The sequence below is a fragment of the Ruegeria sp. AF5 genome, assembly GCF_056541905.1.
In genome coordinates this window covers 228,900-250,377 of sequence record NZ_JBQFYZ010000003.1, presented here as the reverse complement: position 1 = coordinate 250,377, position 21,478 = coordinate 228,900, and the positions used below count along the sequence as shown (strand labels likewise).

Sequence of the window (21,478 nt, the reverse complement as noted above, 5' to 3'; positions counted from 1 at the left end):
CTCACTTCGGCCTCCCGACTCAACTCTCTTGCTTTTCAAATGTCAGACTTTTAAATGTCAGACAAATAAAAATTTACTCAGGGTCTTCTGAATATGAAAATAGCGCCTCGGAAAACCGCCGACCTGTCTGCCCAGATTGCACAAGCCATCCGGGACGCGATTGTCTCAGGCGAGTTGATCGTGGATGCGCGCCTACCCTCGGAAGCGGAACTTTCCGAGCAATTTCAAGTCTCGCGCCCAACTGTGCGTGAGGCTTTGAAACGACTGGCGGCGCAATCCCTGATCCGCACGCAGCGTGGCGCAACCGGAGGTGCGTTCGTAAACCGTCTGAGTTTCGAAGATGCCTATTCGCAGCAGATCACGACCTCGACCCTGCTGCTGTCGATGAACGCGGTCAGCTTTGATACGGCCTGCGAGGCCCGCTATGCGCTGGAACGGGCCTGTGCCCCCCTGTCTGCCCAAAGACGAACGGCGGATCAGCTTGCCACGATGCGGGCGGAAATCTTTCGCCAGTCCCAGCCCGGTCTGACGGATGAGGCGTTTTGTGCCTCAGACGTCACCTTTCACAGGGCCCTGGTAGACGGGGCCGACAACCCGGTCCTGTCCTATCAACTGGCTGGCGCGGTCGAGGCGATGCAACCTTTGATGAACATGATTACCTTCACAGCTCGGTCGCGCGAAGAAATCATCGCATTGCACACCAGAATTGCGGACGCGCTTGAAGCCAGAGACGCAGATATTGTCGACACGGCGTTGGTCGACCTGGAGCATTACACACAGCAACTGGCCCACGATGTGGCCGAACGCAAACGCAAACCGGCCTGAAGGCTTAGACGGAAACATACTTTCAAAGGCAGAGGTACGAGCAGGCAGAATGTCATCCGGCGCCAAGACCGGAACTCTCAATAAGAATTGAATGACAATGATTTACGGGAGGACGTTATGAACAAAAGACCGGACCCAACCTTTTATCCGTCGGCCAAGCTGGCGATGGAAGGCCCCGCTGAAACGCTTGCATTCACGCTGATGCTCAGCCCCGATTTTTCGCAACCTGACGGGCTGGCAGTTGTGAATGTCGATCCGACCTCGGCCGATTTCGGGAAGATCGTGCACCAGGTGATCATGCCCGAAAAAGGCGACGAGTTTCACCATTTCGGTTGGAATGCCTGTTCCTCGTCGCTGTCTCCGCTCAGCGGTCATGCCTTTCTGGAACGACGCTATCTGATTATCCCCGGCATCCGTTCCAGCCGGATATATATCATCGATGTAAAGAACCCGCTTGAGGCGAAGATTCATAAGATCATCGAGCCCGAGGAAGTCTTTGACAAAACCGGGTATTCACGACCGCACACGATTCATTGCGGGCCGGAAGGCATCTATGTCAGCACGCTGGGCGGCGGCGGCGCGGACGGCACCGATGGCCCTCCAGGTATTTTCATCATGGATTGTGAAACCTTCGAGATCATCGGGCGCTATGAGATCGAGCGCGGCGTGCAGGACAAGCACTATGATTTCTGGTGGAATCTGCCGCGCGATTACATGGTCAGTTCCGAATGGGGCCTTCCCCCGCAATTTGAAAACGGGCTGGTGGCCGAGGATCTGCTTTCGAACAAATACGGTCATCGAATCCATTTCTGGAACCTGCGCAACCGGACCAATATTCAGACCATCGATCTGGGCGAAAACCACCAGATGGCGCTGGAAATCCGGCCCGCGCATGACCCGGTTAAACAATACGGGTTCTGCGGCGTTGTCGTTGATACAACCAACCTGCAAGGCGCAATCTTTACGTGGTGGCGCAACGACGATGGCACGTTCGAAGCCAAGAAAACGATCACCATCGACCCGCAACCCGCTGATCCTGATGATCTTCCTGATCTTCTCAAGGGGTTTGCCGCTGTACCGCCACTGGTCACCGATATCGACCTGAGCCTGGATGACAAATACCTTTATGTCGCCTGCTGGGGCACCGGTGAGATGCATCAATATGATGTGTCCGATCCGATGAACCCGACCCTTGCCGGGAAGGTCGAAATCGGAGGGATTGTCAAAAAGACCAAACATCCGAACGGTCAGACCTTTGGCTATGGCCCGCAAATGGTCGAGATCAGCCGCGATGGTAAACGCGTCTATTGGACCAATTCGCTTTATTCCACGTGGGATGATCAGTTCTATCCCGAAGAAGGCGGCGCGGCCATGGTCAAGGCGGATGTCGGCGACAATGGCGGGCTGGTTTTGGACCCGAAGTTCTGGGTCGATTTCCCCAAAGGATATCGCAGCCACCAAATCCGGCTGGAGGGCGGAGATTGTTCAACCGACAGTTTCTGCTACCCCTCGGTCTGAATTGGAGATTCTGATGACATCAACGGCTGGCCTTTGGCTGGCCGTTGTTCTGAGCGGCGCGTATCACGGGCTGAACCCCGGGATGGGCTGGCCGCTGGCGGTTTCCTCGGCCCTGATGGAGCAGCGCCAATCCGCTCTCTGGCGCGCGCTGGCGGCTTTGGCCGGCGGGCATTTTGTTGCCATGCTGGGTGTCCTTCTGCCTTTTGCGCTGATGGCCGTTCTGGTCGACAATCAACGGGAAATCCGCATCGGGGCTGCGTTGATTGTCATCGCGATGGGGCTTTACGGTGCGATCACCCGCCGTCACCCCCGTTTTCTGTCGCGCATACCACCCAGCAAACTGGCGCTGTGGTCGTTTCTCGTGGCGCTTGCCCACGGGGCCGCCCTTATGCTGGTTCCGATCTATCTTGGTCTGTGCCAGTTGGATGAACTGGATGCCGGTCATCAGGCGATCTCCAAAATCATGACAACAAACGGTCTGCTGGTTCTGGGAGTTGCGGCCTTGCACACCGCCGCCATGGTTCTGGGCGGAGGGTTTCTGGCCTTCGCTGTTTATCGTTGGCTGGGGCTGCGTTTCCTGTCCCGCAGCTGGTTCAACCTTGAACTCATCTGGGCTCTCAGCCTTGTTTTGGTTGGTCTTTTGGGGCTGTGGTCGGCGGTTTAATCGCTTTCCTTTGGGCCGTAACACACTATCTTTAGGTGCTGATATTACAATTCAATGAGGCCCGGATGATCACGACCCTGAATGTCATTGCCGCGTTGCTGACAATCGGTTTTGGCCTGTTCGGCTTTCTGGCGCCAGTTCATACCGCCAACGCGCTGGATCTGGCACCCACCAACAGCACCATGGGTCTGAGCGAACTGCGCGCTTCGGTCGGAGGGCTGTTTGTCGTCTCGGGCATTGCTGTCATCTGGCTGAATGCTCCGATGGCCTACACGATGCTGGGCATTGCCTATGCCGGTGCCGCACTGGGCCGCTTCCTGTCACTGGCGCTGGATAACCCGCCTTTTTTGAAGGCAGCGACTTTTGGAGGAATCGAACTGGTTCTGGCGATATGGTTGATCGCCGCAAACTTCAATAGGGCCGCGTAACGCTCTGTAATTAAAGCCAACAAAGATGTGTAATCCGGGTTTGCATCCGCAGCTCTCCTCACCTATATATGAGGTGTCCTTCGGGACTATGGACATAAACGCGCTCGTAATAAGCGGATCGGACCCGGGGGCGGTACCCGGCGGCTCCACCAAAATCCTTCGTTTGAGGATCACGGGGCCGAAACAGGATCGACGAACGTCTAAAGGGGTAAGCTTTGTCTCGGCTGTCTGCCACCGTTACCGGCGAAAACAGTACAATTGCAAACGACAATCGTGCTCCGGTTGCAGTTGCTGCGTAAGCAGTAACAAGACCGAAACTTAAGTCCTTGCGCCTAGCCGCGTAAGGCGGGGTTCGCAGGTACCTGGCAACAGAAACCTGCACTTCCCCCCAATATGTCTGAGATTTACGCCGCCTTTGCGCAGATTCAGAGTTTGTTCATTCCTTTTTGCCATCGTGTTCGCAGTTGGACAGGAGCGTTGGGATGACGAATTCAGAGATACTCAGATCCTGGTATTCTGAGGTTTGGGAAAACGGAAACACCGAGGCAATCGATCAGTTCTTTGCGCCAGAAACCATGGCCGAGGGGCTGATCCCCGAAATGCAGGTGGGTGCGGACGATTTTCGGGATCTCGTCACGGCGTTTCGCCATGTCTTGGGGGATATCAAGGTGGATTTGCCCAAGATCATCGAGAATGGCGATTGGGTATCCGCAATCCTGCATGTGCAGACGTGCCGGGCCGATAATGGTGCCCCTTTGGAGGTGACCGGTCAGGTCATGGCCCGGTTCAAAAACAACAAGATGGTCGAGGCATATAATCATTTCGATTTCATCTCGTTTTTTGAAGAGATGGGTCAGTTTCCCGCCGACACCCTTCCCGTGTGCATGACCGGTCAGCGGCTCGACTGGGCCTGACGGTTCAAACCGCAAACTTGACCCCCTACGTTCTTGCGCGGTAGCACTGACGCAGGGGGTCAGCTTGCGAACACCCCGTGAGGCGTCAGCCCAAGCTTCGCATGGATCCGACTGACTAAAGGAGACATGCTATGGCTGCTCTTAACGCCATCACACCAACCCAATTGAGCCGATTGATCGGAACGCCTCGGGCGCCGGTTCTGATCGACATACGCACCGACGCGGATTTCAGTGAGGATCCGCGGCTGATACCGGGATCAACTCGCTGCCCGCACACGGAACTTGACGCGATGAGTCGTCTGATTGGCGACGACCCTTGTGTAATTATCTGCCACAAGGGCAAAAAGCTCAGCCAAGGGGTGGCGTCCTGGCTGCGCGGGATGGGCAAAAACACCGAACATCTGGAAGGCGGGTTTGAAGGGTGGCACGAACAGCGCGAGGCGCCGTTGGTCCCACAGTCGATTCTGCCGGCGCGCATTGACGGCAGCACATTGTGGGTTACGCGTCAAAGGCCCAAAATTGACCGTATCGCCTGCCCCTGGCTGATCCGCCGGTTTGTCGATCGCAATGCACGGTTCCTTTTCGTCGCGTCGGAAGAAGTTCAGGGAGTCGTTGATCACTTTGGTGCCACCCCCTTTGACGTTCCGGATACATTTTGGACGCATCAGGACAGCGGCTGCACATTTGACACGATGATCCGGGCATTTGACCTGCGAACCGAGGCGCTTGAGCGTATGGCCCGGATCATTCGCGCTGCAGATACCGACCAGCATGATCTGGCCCCGGAAGCCGCTGGGTTGCTGGCGTTCTCGGTCGGTTTGTCCCGCCAGTATCGCGATGATCATGCTCAGCTTGAAGCCGGGTTGCACCTTTATGATGCCCTGTTCCGCTGGGCACGCAACGGGTTTGATGAAAAGCATGACTGGCCATCGGGTCATGGCGCATGAGACCTACGGCACTGGACCTTTTCAAGGTATTCGGACGGATCAGCCTGTTGTCATTTGGGGGCCCGGCTGCCCAGATCTCGCTGATGCATCAGGAACTGGTCGAGCGCAGGCCCTGGCTGGATGAACAGACCTATCTGCGCGCGCTTTCCTTGTGCATGTTGCTGCCCGGTCCCGAGGCAATGCAATTGGCAACCTACGCAGGCTGGCGCTTGCGCGGTGTCGCGGGCGGGCTGATTGCGGGCAGCCTGTTCGTTTTGCCAGGGGCGTTTGTCATTACTGTTCTGGTCGCGCTTTATTCAGCATTTGGCGACATTCCACTGGTGCAATCCGCATTTACTGGCATCAAGGCGACCGTCATCGTGATCGTCCTGCAAGCCCTGCGCAAGCTGTCAGGTAAGGCGCTGACGGATACGGAACATCGTGTCATCGCAGGCCTGTCGTTTCTGTCAATCTTTCTGTTCAACCTGCCCTTCCCGCTGATCATTCTGATCGCGGCCCTGTGGGGGTATTTGCGTTATAATGGATCCATTGGGGCAACCGCTGTTCAGGACACGCCGCACCTTGCCCGTTCGACCCGGACGATAGCGGTCTGGTTGCCGCTTTGGCTGGGGCCGCTTGTTGCGTTAACACTCAGCGGCCATCAATTGCTCAGCGATCTGGGGTGGTTCTTTGCCCGTCTGGCTGTTGTGACCTTTGGCGGCGCCTATGCCGTTCTGGCCTATATGTCGCAAACCGTTGTGGATCAGTATCACTGGATCAGTGCAGACCAGATGATCGATGGATTGGGGCTCGCTGAAACCACCCCTGGGCCATTGATACTGGTTACACAGTTTGTCGCCATGCTGGCAGGACAGATCAACGGTGGATTCTCACTGGCGCTTGCTGCGGGCGCTGTTGCGCTATGGGCAACGTTTGTGCCCTGCTTTCTGTGGATTTTCCTGACGGCCCCTTACCTTGACCGTCTGGCCACACGTCCCCGCCTGTCTGCCGCCCTTCACGGCATTACCGCCGCTGTTGTCGGAGTGATTCTCAACCTTTCCGTGTGGTTTGCCCTGAACGTTCTTTTCGAATCGGTGCCAGACATGAATTTGGGTCCGGCGGCAATACCCGTGCCCCAAGTGTCTTCGCTGAACATTCCGGCTCTTGCATTAACCTTTATCGCTGGCATATTGATATTTCGACTAAAATTGGGGATCGGAACAGTGTTTGTTCTGATGTCACTGGCAGGGCTGGTTGCGCATAATATCTGATCAATCCGATCATACCCGCCCTTTCGTTTCCGAACAAAACCCCTATGCTGAGCTTAACCACTTTTGAGGATGACACATGTCGCAAGGCATCGACTATGGCAACCTGATGCACACCGCCATGCGCGGGCTTATCAAGACTGTGCTGACGGATGTATCGAAATCCGGTCTGCCCGGAGCGCATCACTTTTTCATTACCTTCGACACACGCGAAGTTGGCGTGGATATCGCCGATTGGCTGCGCGACCGGTATCCGGAAGAAATGACAATCGTCATGCAGCACTGGTTTGAAAACCTCGAGGTCGGAGAGAACGGATTCGCCATTACCCTTAATTTCGGAGACGCGCCGGAACCGCTTTACATCCCCTATGGCGCGATCAAGACCTTTGTCGATCCATCGGTGGAATTTGGACTGCGGTTCGAAAGCCCGGACGACGAAGATGAGGACGATTATGTTGCAGAGGACTTGATCGAAGTCGAAGAGGAAGAACAGGCGCATCACGACGCCGATGTCGTGTCGCTGGACAGCTTCCGCAAATAAGTCTTTGAGCCCCGCCCTGCGCGGGGTTCAGCGTTTCATCAGAAATGTTTCGACAGATCGGGATTTCTGACCGTCTATGAAGCGCGAGAATGACAGGTTCAGCCCGTCTTCGGCCAGGGTTCGGTCGAACTGCTGCAATTCATATCCGCCGTCCACGTCAATGAACAATGAAAACACCGTCAGCGTTTCGCCTTCGATACGCCCCCAGACGAAGGGTTCACCTTTCATCGGATCCAGCGGAACCTCATGACCGAACACGTTGCGTTTCATTGCGGCCGAAAATACATCCGGGCGGTCCGAGGGCACGAAGTCGATGGAAAACTGCTGTTCTTTTACCCGCCCGTCCAGCTTGTAGGTCGTGGTTTGCCAGCTGACGTTGAACCCGTTTTTGGTCTCGAAAATGGAAACGCTCATATCCCGCGGGGTTGAGGTTCCGTCCGCATCCACGACATTTGCCGAGCCCACATAATCCCCCAGGAACGGGGTAATGTCCGCGGCGCGCGCAGATGCGCCCAGAACAGACAGCCACAAAGCACAGACAGCAAATAACACGATCGCTTTTTCAAGCGTAATGCGATGGAAATTCGACATCTTGTCCTCCAAGGCGGCTACGAACCTATTGTAGCTGAGAGGGGGCCGCGCACAATGGCACATTCCCCGACGATAACAATAAAAGTGACGCACCCCGCGCCTATACCTTTGACGCCCTTGGGTTTAAGGTGCGCGCAACTGGCCGATTGCGTCACAGCTTGGCTGCGGCTAAACGGCATACAACAGCATACCAGACGGAGTGACAGATGTCTCAGACCCGCACCGAATCCGACAGCTTTGGCCCGCTCGAGGTTCCTGTCGACAAGTATTGGGGCGCGCAAACGCAGCGTTCGATCATGAACTTCCCGATCGGTTGGGAGAAACAACCCATTGCCATTGTGCGTGCGCTGGGCGTGATCAAGCAAGCCTGCGCGATGGAGAACAAGGCGACCGGAAAACTGGATGCCAGGATTGCCGATGCCATCATTCAGGCCGCGGGTGAGGTGATCGAAGGCAAGTTTGACGACAACTTTCCGCTGGTCGTCTGGCAGACGGGTTCCGGCACCCAGTCGAACATGAACTCGAACGAGGTCATCGCGAACCGCGCCATCGAAATTCTGGGCGGTGTCATCGGTTCAAAAGACCCCGTGCATCCGAACGATCACTGCAACATGGGTCAGTCGTCGAATGACACCTTTCCCACCGCGATGCACATCGCCACAGCGATGAGTGTTCGTGACGTCCTTTTGCCTGGGCTTGAAAAACTGGCCTCTGGTCTTGAGCAGAAGGCTGATGAGTTCAAGGACATCATCAAGATCGGCCGGACTCATACGCAGGATGCAACGCCTCTGACACTGGGGCAGGAATTCAGCGGTTATGCCCACCAGATTCGTCAGGGGATTGCACGCGTTCACGCAGCGCTGCCCGGCATCTACGAACTGGCGCAAGGCGGCACCGCCGTAGGCACCGGCCTGAACACCCAAAACGGTTGGGGCGAAGCGGTTGCGGGCCATATGGCGCAGATCACCGGCCTGCCCTTCGTGACCGCGCCGAACAAGTTCGAAGCGCTGGCCGCCCATGACGCCATGGTCTTTATGTCCGGGGCTTTGGCGACCATCGCGGGCAGCTGCTATAAGATCGCCAACGACATCCGTTTCCTGGGCTCTGGCCCGCGTTCGGGGCTTGGAGAACTGATCCTGCCCGAGAACGAGCCCGGCTCGTCCATCATGCCCGGCAAGGTGAACCCGACCCAGGCCGAGGCTCTGACACAGGTTGCTGCGCACGTGATGGGCAACAACGCCGCGATGAATTTTGCAGGCAGTCAGGGCCATTTCGAGCTGAACGTCTATAACCCGATGATGTCCTACAACCTGTTGCAATCCATCCAGTTGCTGGGCGACGCTGCCGACAGCTTTACCGAGCGGATGTTGCTGGGCATCAAGGCCAATGAGCCGCGCATCGACAAGCTGATGAAGGAATCGCTGATGCTGGTGACGGCGCTGGCCCCGACCATCGGCTATGACAACGCCACCACGGTCGCCAAGACCGCGCATAAGAACGGCACAACCCTCAAGGAAGAAGCCATTGCGCTGGGGTTTGTGGACGAGGCAACCTTTGATGCCGTTGTGCGCCCCGAACAGATGATCGGCCCGAAAGACTGATGGGCAAGCCGGTCAACCTGAACCGGTATCGAAAAGAAAAGGCGCGGGCCGAAAAGAAGGCCCGCGCAGACCAGAATGCCGTCGCCTTTGGGCGCACCAAGTCCGAGAAAACAATCGTCAGGCTTCAGCAGGACAAGCAGAGGCGTGACCTTGACAATCACGAGATGGATGAATGAGCGGCCGCCCGGTAAAACGTTCATTGACCCTCAAAGGACACCGGACATCTGTCTCGCTTGAAGATGAGTTTTGGCGGGCATTTCGCGACATTGCGAAAGAAAAAGATCAGCCAATCAATGCACTGGCCGCGCAAATTGATGTTGACCGCGACCCGGAAACCGGATTGGCCTCGGCTATTCGCGTGTTTATTCTGAACTGGTACCGAGACAAGGTTTAACGCTTGTCAGATCTTGGCTGTTGGGTGTAACGTCCCCAAGGAACAAAAGGGGTACACTCATGGGAAACACGGTATTGGGACCTGACGGTCAACCTCGGTGTTCCTGGTGCCAGGCGGCGCCGGAATTTTTTGACTATCATGACACCGAATGGGGCTTTCCGGTCTCGGATGACCAGCGACTGTTCGAGAAACTGTGCCTGGAAAGCTTTCAGTCGGGTCTTAGCTGGCGCACGATCCTGAACAAGCGCGAGAATTTCCGAGAAGCGTTTTACGGGTTTGATTTCAACAAGATGGCCGAGTTCTCTGAAGCCGATGTTGAACGTCTGCTGCAAAATGATGGGATCATTCGCCACCGGGGCAAGATCGAGGCGGTGATCAACAACGCCCGCCGCGTGCAGGAACTGGTGGCATCGGAAGGATCGCTGGCGGCTTTTGTCTGGCGGTATGAGGCGGAAACCCCGCCGCCGCCACAATCGACATCCACATCGCCCGAGTCGGTGGCAATGTCGAAGGACCTCAAGAAACGGGGCTGGAAATTTGTTGGTCCCACGACGGTGTTTGCGTTCATGCAGGCCATGGGGCTGGTCAATGACCATGCCGAAGGCTGTATCAGCAGAAAAAAAGCGGCACAGTTGCGCCGCTCTTTCACGAAACCTGTCTGAGGATCAGACAGAGGCTTTGAATATCTTGTCGATATTGCCGCCCAAAGCGGTGTTGAATTCGGCGTCCGATTGCTGTTTCGACAGACCTTCGGTCAGTGCGCGCGAGAAAGACGCGATCATTTTGCCGTTCTGTTCCAACAGGTTGCAGGCCTCTTCGGTCGAATACCCGCCTGACAGCGCGACAACGCGCAGAACACGCGGATGGTCGGCCAGTTCGTCATACAGGTTTGCCTGTGTCGGGATCGTCAGCTTCAGCATGACCTCCTGCCCCTCACCCAGCTGGTCGAGGTTCTTCAGGATTTCAGCTTTCAGAATCTCCTCGGCCTCAGCCTTGGTTTCTGAATGAATGTTGACCTCAGGCTCGACGATCGGAACCATTCCGGCGTCAGTCACTTCACGGGCAACGTCGAATTGCTGGGCAACCACGGCCGCGATGCCTTCGGCATTGGCCTCGTGGATGACCGAACGTTCTTTGGTACCGAACACGCCTTCTGCCTTAGCCAGCGTGTCGGCCAGACCGGGGATCGGTTTCATCAACTGAACACCGTTGGCCTGATCCTCAAGGCCCTTGTCGATTTTCAGGAATGGCACGATTCCTTTGACCGACCAGAGGTAATCAGCGACTTTGCGGCCCTCGATCTCTTCACCAAGGGTGCGTTCGAACAGGATCGCACCGATGACTTTGTCTTTGGTGAAGTCATTTGCCAGAATGATCCGCGCGCGCATCTTTTGAATTTCGCCGAACATCTCAGCGTCCGAGCCGTAGGTCGACGCGTCAACGCCGTACAACGCCAGAGCTTTCGGGGTCGAGCCGCCGCTTTGATCCAATGCCGCGATAAAGCCTGCGCCGTTGATCATCTGCGCGCGCTGTTCTGCTTTGGCCATAATGTTTTCCCGTTCAATGATGATTCCGATGTCTTCCCCCGCATACATCACAGTCAGGACCGATGGTAGTTTGTTAGCGCTCAACCAGCCGCAACCATATGCCATCCCTGGATCGAACGGTCAGATGGGCCACCGGAACCGGCGTTTTGCCGCTGATTGTTTCGAATTTGAAATTCCGCACCAGCATCGACAGGATCAGCGGCCCTTCGACCATGGCAAACCCGGCCCCGGTACAGACGCGGGGACCTGCGGAAAACGGGATATATGCCTTACGCTGGCATGTTCTGCCGTTTTCACTGTTCCAGCGGGTCGGGTCAAAGCCATCGGGATTGTCCCATAACCGTTCGTGACGGTGCAGGTGCCAGGGGCTGATTACGATTTGTGACCCGTTGGGAACGTCTCTGTTTCGGAACTGGTGTGGGCACTTGGCCTCTCGCACCATCATGGGAACCGGTGGGTACAGGCGCAGTGCCTCGCGAAACACGTCGCGGCTGATCTTGAGTTTGGAAACCGAGGCAAAGGTCGGGTCGTCCAGAGCGGCAGCTTCGTCAGTAATCCTTTCCTGCCATTCGGGATAAAGCGCCAGCAGATACAATGTCCACGCCAGGGCCGATGCGCTGGTTTCATGGCCTGCCAGAAAGAAGATCGCGACCTGATCAACCATTTCTTTGGGCCCGAAAAACTGACCGGTTTCAGGGTCAGCGGTTGTCATGATCTTGGTTGCCAGATCATCGGGGGCGGTTCCGGCCTTGATCGCCTCTGCCCGCTCATGGGTCAGGTCAGTGATCAGGTTACGAATGTCTTCGGCGTTTTTCCGTGTCGTCCGGGAGTGGAACCGAGGCATCCATTTGGGCAGCGGAACGAAAGCTGCAAGGTTCAGCAGAGGTTGTTCGCGCTGGTAGTTGCGGAACTTTTCAAACACCTTGCTGGCTATGGCGTGGTCGATCGGCACCGAAAACAAGGTGCGAAAAATCACATCTGCTGCGGCGTGGCTTGTCTGTTCTTCGACTTCGATCTGTTTGCCGACATGGGGGCGCAACCGCTCAACACAAGCGTCTGCTGCGGCCAGCATGGCGGGAAACGTGTCTTTCAGCCGCCCGCCCTCAAATGCCGGGTCAATGATGCGTCGCTGACGTTTCCACGTCTCTCCATTGGTTAGAAACACCGAATTTCCAAGCAAGGGGCGCAGGCCTTCGCTGATCCGGCCCGATTTAGGAAAATCTTCGGGGCTTTTCCTGAGGACGATGTCAATCAGGTCCGGTTCATTGACCAGGAAGGACCGGAAGAAGGGTGTCCTGAATTCGGCCATCCACGCGCGATAAAGGCGCGCTGGCTGTGCAGACAGCAGATCCTGACGAAACAGTTTCAGGTAACGCAATAGGGAAACCTTGTCTGCGCGCGGCTGGGGCTTGGGCGGGTTCATGGGCGAACCGACGTGTATTTGGACACAGGCGTCTCAATCCGGCTGCGCGAAGGTGTGCGCCCAAGGAACCGCTGTTTCAGCGTCAAAGGGCCTGCCGTAATTCGGAAATAGTCGTAAACACCCGGCGTATCGAATACGCAAAGGTACTGAAAATGCAGCCGGAAGAACCGCCAGCGCAGGGCTTTCCAACGTTCAGGCGCCAGAGTTTGCGTAAAGGCCGCCGACAGGACAAGGGGCCAGCGTTTGTCCGGCCCGGCCACCCCTGTAACGGCCACCGGATCACACAGCGCAAATGCGCAGCCATCCCCGGGGGCCGAGACATCGACCCACGTGATGTCCGGACTGGAAGACAGGAGTTGAAGGTCGGACCGAAGGCCATGCGCATTTGGCAGAAAGGACACCATAGGCATCACCTGCCCCAGGCTGAGGAACGACAACTCTGCCCCCTGTTGCGGCACGGCCCTGTCGCGGATCAGGTCGGCCAGAACAGACACCCCCAGATGCGCACCCGAACTGTGGCCCACCACCAGAACCTCATCCACACCGGATATCAGCGCGGCTTCAATCGCTTTGCGGAATGCGGCCAGCCTGTCCTTCAGTTTTAGCGGAGTTTCCCCCTTTAACTGTGCGGAATAGGCGTAATCATGCATCAGGTAGTAGGCAAACAACCGGTTGTCGATCTTGCGGAACCACAGCATCAGCGCAACCCCAACGGCGATACCCGGAAACAGACCCCACCTGCCAGCCATCGCCACACATGCCCACACGACTGCAAACGCAACCAGCAGCTGAGACACCAACATCGCCACCGGATAGAGCGCCGCAATCACCGGGCCTTTGCGCAACCGCATCAGGCGCCATAAAGCGCCGGTCGAAATGTATATCCACGCCGTGTGGGCCAATTGCGCATAGGTTGCAGGGATCGACGCGGACATGCTGTCGCGCACGATGTCTGACCAGACCAGAACTTCGATCTCCGTCTCGACGGACGCACCGTCCTGAATGGACGTCACGGACCAGCCGAACAGACCCTCCGCGGACTTGGGAGCCATGGCGATCTCATATCCCGAAATCCGGGCCTGCGCTTGCGACTCGGTTCGGTAAAGCTCGCGATATCGTCGCGGCGGCATCGGGTCATAACCGGGGATGTAGAACACCCGGCGTTTGCGCACCTGTGACTGATTTCTCTGACTGCTCATGCCTTTACCTTCTGCCGCGCAGGTTAACGCAGGCTTTAGGTCAAGGTAAGGGGGGCAGACGCTCAGCCGAAATTCGCAAGTGCCGGGAAGGTTTCCAGCAACCACCAGCTGAAGCGGGTGAACAGGCCTGTCACCAGCATGATGCCCACGAACAGAAGCAGCCCGCCCATGACCTTTTCGATCACACCCATATAGGGCTTGATCCGGTTCATCACCGTCATAGAGCGGTTTAGGAACATGGCTGCGAGCAGGAACGGAATACCCAATCCAGCCGCATAGACACCCAGCAACAGCGTGCCCCGCGCCACCGAGGCTTCGGTCGCCGCAAGGGACAGGATCGCGCCCAGTTGGGGCCCGATACAGGGCGTCCAGCCGAATGCGAAGGCCAATCCAAGAATATAAGCACCAAAGACCGAGCCACCGGAATCACCGGTTTCGATCCGGGCTTCGCGGTCCAGAAAGGGGATGCGGAAGACATTCAGGAAATGCAGGCCAAAGACAATGACAACGGCCCCCGACAGCTTGGCAAAAAGTACCTGATTTTGCAGCACGAACACTCCAAAAGCAGATGCGGTAAAGCCCAACAGCAGAAAAACCGTCGACAGGCCCAGCACAAAGAACAGCGCTGACATGGTTGCCTTGCGCCGGGCGCGGGTCTCATCCTGCATTTCGTTGATCGTGACGCCGCTCATATATGCCAGATAGGGCGGCACGATGGGCAGCACACAAGGCGACAGAAAGCTGATCAGGCCACCCAGCAGGGCAACAAACATGGCGGGCAGCAGCCCCGCGTCTATGATTTCTATTCCGAACATGTCTAAGCACATAAGTGATGATTGGCGGTCCGTCACGGGGCCAATGAGTCACATCCTCGTGCTTGGAATCTGGACAATATTACAACTACGCCCTATCCCGAAAATCATGTCAGAGATTACAGATACGCTGGATGCGCTGGGCCTTCTTTGCCCCCTGCCCGTCCTCAAGGCCCGCAAACGGCTGAAATCCATGCCGCAAGGTTCTGTGTTGCGTGTACTGGCTGATGACCCGGCAGCCATCATCGATGTCCCGCATTTTTGCGCCGAAGCTGGCCACACATTGCTGTCTCAGGATTTGGATGGTGAACATCAGGTCTATCTGATCCGAAAATCCGACTGACTTAATGAAATAAGAAAGGCGGGCAAATCTGCCCGCCCTTTCATCAGTTGCCCAACGACCACCATCCGCGCCGTTTGGGCCTGTCGGATTCTGGCTCAGGTTCATCTGCCACAGTTTCAAGCACCGGTTCAGGTTCTGCTGCCACGGGTGTTTCTTCCACGGGCGCGTCTTCGACCGGCTCATCGGCAGATTGAACTTCAGGTTCTTCCACCGCAACGATCGCTTCAGCTTGGGCGACTTCCTCAGTCTGCTCGGCAACCTCTGTTGCTTCAGGCGCAGCATCAGCGGCCTCAGCGGCTTCGCTTTGCTCGGCGACAGTCGCCTCGGCAGGTTCGGATTCAGCGTCTGAGGCCGCCTCTTCAACCGTCGGTGCATCAGCCCCGGCATCGGCATCAGTTGCTTCTGTCTGTTCCGAAGCCTCTTCTGCCACCGCATCTTTCTTACGACGGCGCGGAGCGCGCTTGCGTTTGGGCTTGGCGGGTTTTTCCTCTTCCGTCGCTTCGGCTTCGGTTGCCTCGACAGCGGTCTCGGTTTCAGCGGATTCGCCTGCGGCATCCTCCTGCTCTGCCCCTTCACCGTCATCCGCGCCCTGTTCCGGCGCGTCACCATTGCCCCCGCCCTTCTTGCGACGACGACGGCGGCGCTTGCGCTTGGGTTTGGTGTCATCTTCGGTCGGCGCGATATCCTCTTCGGTTTCGTCATCTTCCGAAGAATCGACCAGATCCATCAGCGAGGCATCGACCGACACGACAGGTGCTGTCGCTTCGGGAACGATGCGGCTGGCGGTCTTGAATTTCTCCATCGAGAAATCCGGGCTGACCAGATGCACATCGCCTTCGATCCGTACAGACAGGCCATAGCGCGATTCGATCTGTGCAATATGCTCGCGCTTCTGGTTCATCAGGAAGTTCGCGATACTGACCGGGCAGCGCACCAGAACCTCGCGTGAGCGGCGGCGGGTGCCTTCCTCTTCGATCTGACGCAGGATCGACAGTGCCATGTTGTCGTCCGAACGGATCAGGCCGGTGCCGTGGCATGCCGGGCATGGCTGCGTGGTCGCCTCGATCATACCGGGGCGCAGCCTCTGACGGCTCATCTCGAGCAGGCCAAAACCTGAAATCCGGCCGACCTGAATGCGGGCACGGTCGGTTTTCAACTTGTCCTTCAGACGCTTTTCAACGGACGCATTGTTCTTGCGCTCGTCCATGTCGATGAAATCGATGACAATCAGACCGGCAAGGTCACGCAGACGCAACTGGCGGGCCACTTCTTCCGCAGCCTCCAGGTTGGTTTTCAGCGCCGTTTCCTCGATCGAGCCTTCTTTCGTGGCCCGGCCCGAGTTCACGTCGATCGCCACCAGCGCTTCGGTCACGCCGATCACGATATACCCGCCAGATTTCAGCTGAACAGTCGGGTTGAACATCCCCGCCAGGTAGCTTTCCACCTGATAGCGTGCAAACAGCGGCAGCGCGTCCTCGTACCGTTTCACATTCTTGGCGTGCGACGGCATGATCATCTTCATGAAGTCTTTGGCGATGCGGTATCCGCCCTCGCCCTCGACCAAAACCTCATCGATATCGCGGTTATAAAGGTCCCGGATCGACCGTTTGATCAGATCGCCTTCTTCATAGATCTTCGCAGGTGCGATGGATTCCAGGGTCAATGCCCGGATCTGCTCCCACAGGCGTTGCAGGTATTCATAGTCGCGCTTGATTTCCGATTTGGTGCGCTTGGCGCCCGCAGTCCGGATAATCAAACCCGCCCCCGTGGGCACATCAATATCCGCGGCGATTTCCTTCAGTTTCTTGCGGTCAACCGCGTTGGTGATCTTGCGGCTGATCCCACCGCCACGCGCGGTGTTTGGCATCAGAACACAATAGCGACCGGCCAGCGACAGATATGTCGTCAGGGCCGCCCCTTTGTTGCCGCGCTCTTCCTTGACGACCTGCACCAGCAACACCTGGCGTACTTTGATCACTTCCTGAATCTTGTACCGGCGCGGGCGTGGCTTGCGCGGAGGGCGGATGTCTTCGCTGTCGTCTTCCTCGGCCACGGATTCAATCGTGTCATCTTTCGCGGCAGCGTCAGCGTGTTCTTCATCCGCGTCGCCATCATCTGCGTCCTGGTCATCTTCAGACAATTCAGACGCTTCATCGCCATCGTCAGCGCTTGAAACATCCGCCGCGTCATCAGAATCCCCTGCTGCGTCGTCTTGTGAAGACTCAACTGTTTCAGCCTCTGCCTCGTCTTCCGAAGCCGTTCCCTCTACAGTTTCATCTGACACAGCTTCCGGCGCTTCGTTGTCCTCAGGCTCCTCAACAGGGGTCTCAGCGACGACTTCCATTGGCGATGTCCCCTCGGGCACCTCCATGTCCGCTTCGTCACTGTCGTCAAAATCGATGGTTTCCATACCGGTCGGCTCGGTCGAAACTTCCATCGTTTCGACCAAATCGTCCGACTTCAGATCCGCGGCCTTTGATCGGGACCGAGAACGCCGCTTTTTCGGCTTGCCCTCGTCGGCCTCATCCCGCGCCTTCATGGCCTCGGCATAAGCGCGCTCTTCCTCCATCAACGCCTCGCGGTCGGCGATGGGGATCTGGTAATAGTCCGGGTGAATTTCCGAAAACGCCAGGAAGCCGTGCCGGTTCCCGCCATAATCCACAAAGGCCGCCTGAAGCGACGGCTCAACCCGTGTTACTTTTGCAAGATAGATGTTGCCAGCAAGCTGGCGCTTGTTTTCGGATTCAAAATCGAACTCCTCGACCTTGTTTCCGTCGACCACCACGACGCGGGTTTCCTCCGCGTGGGTGGCATCGATAAGCATTTTCTTAGCCATGTGTCCTTGGTGCACCGCGCCAAACGCGTTGTCCTGACCCGTCCAGGTGGACAGGCACATTTGGGGAGGTGTCTTGTCAGGGCGATATTGGACGGCGCGCGGCAGGGTCTGGCGCTGTGGCCCCCTGCCCGGTCACTCAATCGTTGCGCGCGCGTCATCGCGGTTCTTCTCCGACAGGCGCGTTAGCCGCAGCCTGCCCATTATTCCTTTCGCCCGACATGTCGGACTCAGGTACTACATTGCCCCAAATGAGGCACAATCGGTCTGCTTTGCGGCGAACAATCCGTCATCACCATCAGCAAAGCAGCGAAACTCAATGATTCGGGGCTTATGGACACAAAACTGGCCCGGCCCGTCCGGACACAATAAAAGCAGTCCTGTGGAAAAGACAATGGGCAAACTGCACCGCCCCTGCGACGGCGTGCGGGATCGCCTTCATCTGGCCAAAAATATCCCGGGGGAGTCGCCAAAGGCGACGGGGGCAGAGCCCCCGCCACAAAGTTTACAGATAGTCCGACCGCTGGAGGCCGTATTTGGCCATCTTTTCATTCAGCGTCCGGCGCGGCAGGCACAGCTCATCCATCACAGACGCGATCGAGCCTTTGTGCCGCCGCATCGTGTTGTCGATCAGCATCCGTTCAAAGGCTTCGACATATTCCTTCAGCGGCTTGCCTTCGGTGGTCATGACCGGCTGCATTTCCTCGTGATCTGACATCAACAGCGAGGCGATTGTTCCGGACCCGCGGCGCGATTGCAGCACCGCGCGTTCGGCAATATTGATCAACTGACGTACGTTCCCCGGCCAGGGTGCCTGTAATAGCTGCGCCGCTTCCTGAGCACTTACCTGAGGCGCATCACAGCCGTATTCTTCGGCGAACTGCTCGCTCAGACGGGTAAACAGGGTCAGAATATCCTCGCCCCTCTGGCGCAGGGGCGGCATGGTGATGCGCAAGGCGGCCAGTCGGTAGAACAGGTCCGGCCGTAAGACATCTTCGGAGGTTTTTCCCGCCTCTTGCAGGTTCGAGATCGCAACGATGCGTGTCTCGGCCGGCGTGCCCTGCTCGTTCATCACGCTGAGCAGCTTGGCTTGCAGGGAATCGTTGAGCGCTTCGACATCTTCCAGAACCAGCGTTCCGCCCCGCGCCTCTTCGATGGCGGGCAATTGGGCGTCTTCAGGCATCATCGGCCCAAACAGACGTTTGGCCAACGCGTCTTCCTCGTGCGCCGCGCAGGACACCAGCACGAATTTCTTGCCGGCACGGCTTCCAACCGCATGCAGGGCGTGTGCGACAAGCGTCTTTCCGGTCCCTGTCTCTCCGTCGATCAGCACATGGCCATCCGCCTGGCCCAGATCGAGGATATCCTCGCGCAGGCGTTCCATAACCGGGCTGGCACCGATCAGTTTGTTCATGATCTGGGTGCCGCCGGACAATTCCCGGCGCAGCGCGCGGTTGTCCAGCGTCAGACGCCGCGCATTGCTGGCCCGTTTGGCCAGTTCAGACATGCGGTCGGGGTTGAAGGGTTTTTCAAGGAAATCGAATGCACCGACACGCATCGCCTCGACAGCCATCGGAACATCGCCGTGACCGGTGATCATGATCACGGGCAAGGTGCTGTCAGCGCCCATCAGCTTTTTGAGAAGCTGAATGCCGTCCATTCCGGGCATCTTGATGTCCGAAATCACTATCCCCGGATAATCCGGACCCAACACCTTGAGCGCATCTTCCGCGCTGGCGAAGGTTTCCGTGTCATAGCCGGACAAAGCGAGCCACTGGCTGATCGATTGGCGCATGTCCTGTTCATCGTCAACAATGGCAATTTTCATGGCTTGTGCCATAGTCATTCCTCGTTATTCCGCGGCTTCAAGGCCGTCGCTTCCCAGTGCAGGCAACTGCATTTCAAACACCGCACCGCCATATTGGCCGTTGCGTGCAGTCAGCCGTCCCCCATGGTCGTTCACGATCCCCGACGAGATGGCAAGCCCCAGACCAACACCGTCTCCGGGCTGTTTGGTTGTGTAGAACGGCTCGAACAGGTTTTCGATATCCTCGATTCCGTGCCCGTTGTCGCGTACGGTCAGCACAGCCGTGTCACCAGCTGCCAGGATGATTTCCACATCCGGCTCCGCCACTGATTTGGTGGCGTCCAGCGCGTTTCGCAAGAGGTTGACCATGACCTGCTCGATGCGCATTCGATCCCCCATCACGATCACGGGTTCCTCTGGCACGATCTGCGTGATTTTGACGTGACGCTGACGCAGCTGAGGCTCCATCATCGACAGGGACGAGGCCAGCGCTTCACCAAGATTTACTGGTGAAAACGCATCCGCGCCCTTGCGTGCATAAGACTTGAGCTGCCGGGTAATTGCGCCCATCCGTTCGATCAGACCATCGATGCGACCAAAGCTGGCAAGGGCCTCTTCCGGCCGGTTGCGGCGCAGCAGCAGACGGGCCCCGGCCAGATAGGTTTTCATTGCCGCCAGAGGCTGGTTCAACTCGTGACTGACCGCCGCCGACATCTCGCCCAGGGCGGCCAGTTTCGAGCTTTGCGCAAGCGTCTGTTCGGCCAAATCCAGCGTCTTTTCAACCCGTTCACGTTCAGCGATTTCCCGCTGTAGCCGTGCATTCAATGCGCGAAGCTCTGCCGACTCGCGCTGGAACAGGGTCATGCGCAACGTGGCACGGCGGCTCAACGCATAGAACGCAAGCGCCAGAAGAATCGCAAACCCCATGATTTCCAGCGCCAGAACACTGTTCACCTTTTCCCGGATCGAGGCATAGGTCGTGAACGAGGTCATCTGCCAGCCGCGGAAAGGAATACGCGTCTCGATCCGCATCACCGCTTCGCCCTGAAGATAGGCATCAGGCGGCAGCGCGGTCCAATCGGTTGTTGCCCGGATGGCGCGCTGGATCGCACCTTGTGGCGGTTGGCGCAGCATCGCCGTGTTCTCATCCAGCCCGCGCCACCGGGGTTCAGTAGACAGAATGATGTTGCCGGTGCTGTCGGTAACCATCACTGCATCCGAGATACCGGCCCAGGCGCGTTCGAACTTCTGCAGGTCAACCTCGACGACGATCACCCCCAGAAACTCCGCCCCGTTCTCCAACCGGCGCGAATACACAAAGCTGTATCCGCCTGCATCCTTGGGAATAACGGAAAATATCGTCGCGTTCGAGCGGATCGCATCCACAAAATAGGGTGTGTTCCGGTGCCCCTCGCCCAACCTGTTCCGGTCGGTCGCGGCAACTGTGCGCCCGTCGCTGTCCAGCAATACCAGTGAGGCCGCGCCGATCTCTTCCACGAATGAAATAAGGCGCTGTGTCGACAGGGTGTAATCGCCTGACTGCAATGCCGAAATCAACGTCGGGTCGCGGGCAAGCAATTGCGGAACAATCGAGTTGCGGCGCAGTTCACTCAGCAAGTTGCCCGAATACAGCGTCAGCCGCAGTTCCGCCCGGTTGCGCGTGGATTCGGTGAACCTGTCGGTCAACAGCCGGTTCGTGACCCACACCGTTGCAATTGTCGCGACCAGCAGAACAAGAACCGCCAGCCGCAACCGCCAGCCCAGCGGTGCACCACGAAACGGTTTCAACATATTTGACCAGCCAGATCGAACTTCGGGGTTCATGGCGAAAGGTTACGCCCCGG

21 protein-coding genes and 1 other RNA gene are annotated in these 21,478 nt (G+C 57.4%); 14 read left to right on the top strand and 8 right to left on the bottom strand.

What is annotated here, in order from left to right; all coding sequences use genetic code 11:
* The first annotated feature begins 93 nt into the window (after positions 1 to 93).
* From ACR0DS_RS07440 to ACR0DS_RS07400, 9 genes are all read left to right on the top strand, one after another.
* Positions 94 to 825, top strand: coding sequence for a FadR/GntR family transcriptional regulator (locus tag ACR0DS_RS07440; RefSeq protein ID WP_480485703.1), 732 nt, complete (start codon positions 94 to 96; stop codon positions 823 to 825).
* A 117-nt stretch (positions 826 to 942) separates the two neighbouring features.
* Positions 943 to 2,343 (top strand): selenium-binding protein SBP56-related protein, encoded by a 1,401-nt coding sequence (locus ACR0DS_RS07435; RefSeq protein WP_480485705.1) that lies wholly within the window; start codon positions 943 to 945, stop codon positions 2,341 to 2,343.
* Positions 2,344 to 2,356: 13 nt separating this feature from the next.
* Positions 2,357 to 3,007: a hypothetical protein gene (locus ACR0DS_RS07430; protein WP_480558452.1), complete on the top strand. Its 651-nt coding sequence runs from the start codon at positions 2,357 to 2,359 to the stop codon at positions 3,005 to 3,007.
* A gap of 65 nt (positions 3,008 to 3,072) precedes the next feature.
* A complete protein-coding gene (locus tag ACR0DS_RS07425) occupies positions 3,073 to 3,435 on the top strand; it encodes a DUF4345 family protein (protein WP_480558454.1) in 363 nt (120 codons plus the stop codon).
* Positions 3,436 to 3,471: 36 nt separating this feature from the next.
* Positions 3,472 to 3,818: a transfer-messenger RNA gene (ssrA, locus tag ACR0DS_RS07420) on the top strand.
* A gap of 99 nt (positions 3,819 to 3,917) precedes the next feature.
* Complete coding sequence (locus ACR0DS_RS07415) at positions 3,918 to 4,349, top strand: ester cyclase (protein WP_209503996.1); 432 nt, start codon at positions 3,918 to 3,920, stop codon at positions 4,347 to 4,349.
* Positions 4,350 to 4,480: 131 nt separating this feature from the next.
* Positions 4,481 to 5,296 (top strand): chromate resistance protein ChrB domain-containing protein, encoded by an 816-nt coding sequence (locus ACR0DS_RS07410; RefSeq protein WP_480558456.1) that lies wholly within the window; start codon positions 4,481 to 4,483, stop codon positions 5,294 to 5,296.
* A complete protein-coding gene (gene chrA, locus ACR0DS_RS07405) occupies positions 5,293 to 6,546 on the top strand; it encodes a chromate efflux transporter (protein ID WP_480558458.1) in 1,254 nt (417 codons plus the stop codon). The genes ACR0DS_RS07410 and chrA overlap by 4 nt, the downstream gene beginning before the upstream one ends.
* Before the next feature lie 76 nt (positions 6,547 to 6,622).
* A complete protein-coding gene (locus tag ACR0DS_RS07400; protein WP_480558460.1) occupies positions 6,623 to 7,084 on the top strand; it encodes an SspB family protein in 462 nt (153 codons plus the stop codon).
* Positions 7,085 to 7,111: 27 nt separating this feature from the next.
* Here the strand turns inward: ACR0DS_RS07400 and ACR0DS_RS07395 are convergent, their stop codons facing one another.
* Positions 7,112 to 7,675, bottom strand: a complete 564-nt coding sequence (locus ACR0DS_RS07395; protein WP_480481056.1) for a hypothetical protein — start codon at positions 7,673 to 7,675, stop codon at positions 7,112 to 7,114.
* Between the two features lie 206 nt (positions 7,676 to 7,881).
* On the opposite strand from ACR0DS_RS07395, the gene fumC reads away from it, so the two are divergent.
* From fumC to ACR0DS_RS07375, 4 genes are read left to right on the top strand one after another with little or no spacing between them, the layout of a single operon-like run.
* Entirely contained in the window at positions 7,882 to 9,276 is a 1,395-nt protein-coding gene (gene fumC, locus ACR0DS_RS07390; protein WP_480481058.1) for a class II fumarate hydratase, read from the top strand.
* Complete coding sequence (locus tag ACR0DS_RS07385) at positions 9,276 to 9,452, top strand: DUF4169 family protein (RefSeq protein WP_480558461.1); 177 nt, start codon at positions 9,276 to 9,278, stop codon at positions 9,450 to 9,452. The genes fumC and ACR0DS_RS07385 overlap by 1 nt, the downstream gene beginning before the upstream one ends.
* Positions 9,449 to 9,670, top strand: a complete 222-nt coding sequence (locus ACR0DS_RS07380; protein ID WP_209504003.1) for a ribbon-helix-helix domain-containing protein — start codon at positions 9,449 to 9,451, stop codon at positions 9,668 to 9,670. The genes ACR0DS_RS07385 and ACR0DS_RS07380 overlap by 4 nt, the downstream gene beginning before the upstream one ends.
* Before the next feature lie 59 nt (positions 9,671 to 9,729).
* Positions 9,730 to 10,332: a DNA-3-methyladenine glycosylase I gene (locus ACR0DS_RS07375; protein ID WP_480545601.1), complete on the top strand. Its 603-nt coding sequence runs from the start codon at positions 9,730 to 9,732 to the stop codon at positions 10,330 to 10,332.
* Positions 10,333 to 10,335: 3 nt separating this feature from the next.
* Here the strand turns inward: ACR0DS_RS07375 and ACR0DS_RS07370 are convergent, their stop codons facing one another.
* From ACR0DS_RS07370 to ACR0DS_RS07355, 4 genes are all read right to left on the bottom strand, one after another.
* Entirely contained in the window at positions 10,336 to 11,217 is an 882-nt protein-coding gene (locus tag ACR0DS_RS07370) for a fructose bisphosphate aldolase (RefSeq protein WP_480545602.1), read from the bottom strand.
* Between the two features lie 73 nt (positions 11,218 to 11,290).
* A complete protein-coding gene (locus tag ACR0DS_RS07365; RefSeq protein WP_480558463.1) occupies positions 11,291 to 12,640 on the bottom strand; it encodes a cytochrome P450 in 1,350 nt (449 codons plus the stop codon).
* Positions 12,637 to 13,839, bottom strand: coding sequence for a hypothetical protein (locus ACR0DS_RS07360; RefSeq protein WP_480558465.1), 1,203 nt, complete (start codon positions 13,837 to 13,839; stop codon positions 12,637 to 12,639). The genes ACR0DS_RS07365 and ACR0DS_RS07360 overlap by 4 nt, the downstream gene beginning before the upstream one ends.
* Positions 13,840 to 13,901: 62 nt before the next feature.
* Positions 13,902 to 14,654, bottom strand: a complete 753-nt coding sequence (locus ACR0DS_RS07355) for a cytochrome c biogenesis CcdA family protein (RefSeq protein WP_267364596.1) — start codon at positions 14,652 to 14,654, stop codon at positions 13,902 to 13,904.
* Between the two features lie 106 nt (positions 14,655 to 14,760).
* Between ACR0DS_RS07355 and ACR0DS_RS07350 the strand changes: the two genes are divergently transcribed.
* On the top strand, positions 14,761 to 14,994 hold the full coding sequence (locus ACR0DS_RS07350) for a sulfurtransferase TusA family protein (protein WP_480558467.1): 234 nt from the start codon (positions 14,761 to 14,763) through the stop codon (positions 14,992 to 14,994).
* Between the two features lie 43 nt (positions 14,995 to 15,037).
* Here the strand turns inward: ACR0DS_RS07350 and ACR0DS_RS07345 are convergent, their stop codons facing one another.
* The 3 genes from ACR0DS_RS07345 to ACR0DS_RS07335 all read right to left on the bottom strand — a co-directional run bounded on the left by ACR0DS_RS07345 (position 15,038) and on the right by ACR0DS_RS07335 (position 21,425).
* Positions 15,038 to 17,830: an Rne/Rng family ribonuclease gene (locus tag ACR0DS_RS07345; protein WP_480558469.1), complete on the bottom strand. Its 2,793-nt coding sequence runs from the start codon at positions 17,828 to 17,830 to the stop codon at positions 15,038 to 15,040.
* A 502-nt stretch (positions 17,831 to 18,332) separates the two neighbouring features.
* Complete coding sequence (locus ACR0DS_RS07340) at positions 18,333 to 19,667, bottom strand: sigma-54-dependent transcriptional regulator (RefSeq protein WP_480476731.1); 1,335 nt, start codon at positions 19,665 to 19,667, stop codon at positions 18,333 to 18,335.
* 12 nt (positions 19,668 to 19,679) lie between these two features.
* Positions 19,680 to 21,425 (bottom strand): sensor histidine kinase, encoded by a 1,746-nt coding sequence (locus tag ACR0DS_RS07335; protein WP_480481076.1) that lies wholly within the window; start codon positions 21,423 to 21,425, stop codon positions 19,680 to 19,682.
* Positions 21,426 to 21,478 lie beyond the last annotated feature (53 nt).

Excerpts from the sequence above, each read along its gene's own strand:
- ACR0DS_RS07350 (WP_480558467.1), top strand. The coding sequence starts at position 14,761 with ATGTCAGAGATTACAGATACGCTGGATGCGCTGGGCCTTCTTTGCCCC.
- fumC (WP_480481058.1), top strand. The coding sequence starts at position 7,882 with ATGTCTCAGACCCGCACCGAATCCGACAGCTTTGGCCCGCTCGAGGTT.
- ACR0DS_RS07395 (WP_480481056.1), bottom strand. The coding sequence starts at position 7,675 with ATGTCGAATTTCCATCGCATTACGCTTGAAAAAGCGATCGTGTTATTT.
- ACR0DS_RS07365 (WP_480558463.1), bottom strand. The coding sequence starts at position 12,640 with ATGAACCCGCCCAAGCCCCAGCCGCGCGCAGACAAGGTTTCCCTATTG.
- ACR0DS_RS07430 (WP_480558452.1), top strand. The coding sequence starts at position 2,357 with ATGACATCAACGGCTGGCCTTTGGCTGGCCGTTGTTCTGAGCGGCGCG.
- ACR0DS_RS07375 (WP_480545601.1), top strand. The coding sequence starts at position 9,730 with ATGGGAAACACGGTATTGGGACCTGACGGTCAACCTCGGTGTTCCTGG.
- ACR0DS_RS07380 (WP_209504003.1), top strand. The coding sequence starts at position 9,449 with ATGAGCGGCCGCCCGGTAAAACGTTCATTGACCCTCAAAGGACACCGG.
- ACR0DS_RS07435 (WP_480485705.1), top strand. The coding sequence starts at position 943 with ATGAACAAAAGACCGGACCCAACCTTTTATCCGTCGGCCAAGCTGGCG.
- ACR0DS_RS07415 (WP_209503996.1), top strand. The coding sequence starts at position 3,918 with ATGACGAATTCAGAGATACTCAGATCCTGGTATTCTGAGGTTTGGGAA.
- ACR0DS_RS07425 (WP_480558454.1), top strand. The coding sequence starts at position 3,073 with ATGATCACGACCCTGAATGTCATTGCCGCGTTGCTGACAATCGGTTTT.
- ACR0DS_RS07335 (WP_480481076.1), bottom strand. The coding sequence starts at position 21,425 with ATGTTGAAACCGTTTCGTGGTGCACCGCTGGGCTGGCGGTTGCGGCTG.
- ACR0DS_RS07360 (WP_480558465.1), bottom strand. The coding sequence starts at position 13,839 with ATGAGCAGTCAGAGAAATCAGTCACAGGTGCGCAAACGCCGGGTGTTC.
- chrA (WP_480558458.1), top strand. The coding sequence starts at position 5,293 with ATGAGACCTACGGCACTGGACCTTTTCAAGGTATTCGGACGGATCAGC.
- ACR0DS_RS07410 (WP_480558456.1), top strand. The coding sequence starts at position 4,481 with ATGGCTGCTCTTAACGCCATCACACCAACCCAATTGAGCCGATTGATC.
- ACR0DS_RS07400 (WP_480558460.1), top strand. The coding sequence starts at position 6,623 with ATGTCGCAAGGCATCGACTATGGCAACCTGATGCACACCGCCATGCGC.
- ACR0DS_RS07370 (WP_480545602.1), bottom strand. The coding sequence starts at position 11,217 with ATGGCCAAAGCAGAACAGCGCGCGCAGATGATCAACGGCGCAGGCTTT.
- ACR0DS_RS07440 (WP_480485703.1), top strand. The coding sequence starts at position 94 with ATGAAAATAGCGCCTCGGAAAACCGCCGACCTGTCTGCCCAGATTGCA.
- ACR0DS_RS07385 (WP_480558461.1), top strand. The coding sequence starts at position 9,276 with ATGGGCAAGCCGGTCAACCTGAACCGGTATCGAAAAGAAAAGGCGCGG.
- ACR0DS_RS07340 (WP_480476731.1), bottom strand. The coding sequence starts at position 19,667 with ATGGCACAAGCCATGAAAATTGCCATTGTTGACGATGAACAGGACATG.
- ACR0DS_RS07345 (WP_480558469.1), bottom strand. The coding sequence starts at position 17,830 with ATGGCTAAGAAAATGCTTATCGATGCCACCCACGCGGAGGAAACCCGC.
- ACR0DS_RS07355 (WP_267364596.1), bottom strand. The coding sequence starts at position 14,654 with ATGTTCGGAATAGAAATCATAGACGCGGGGCTGCTGCCCGCCATGTTT.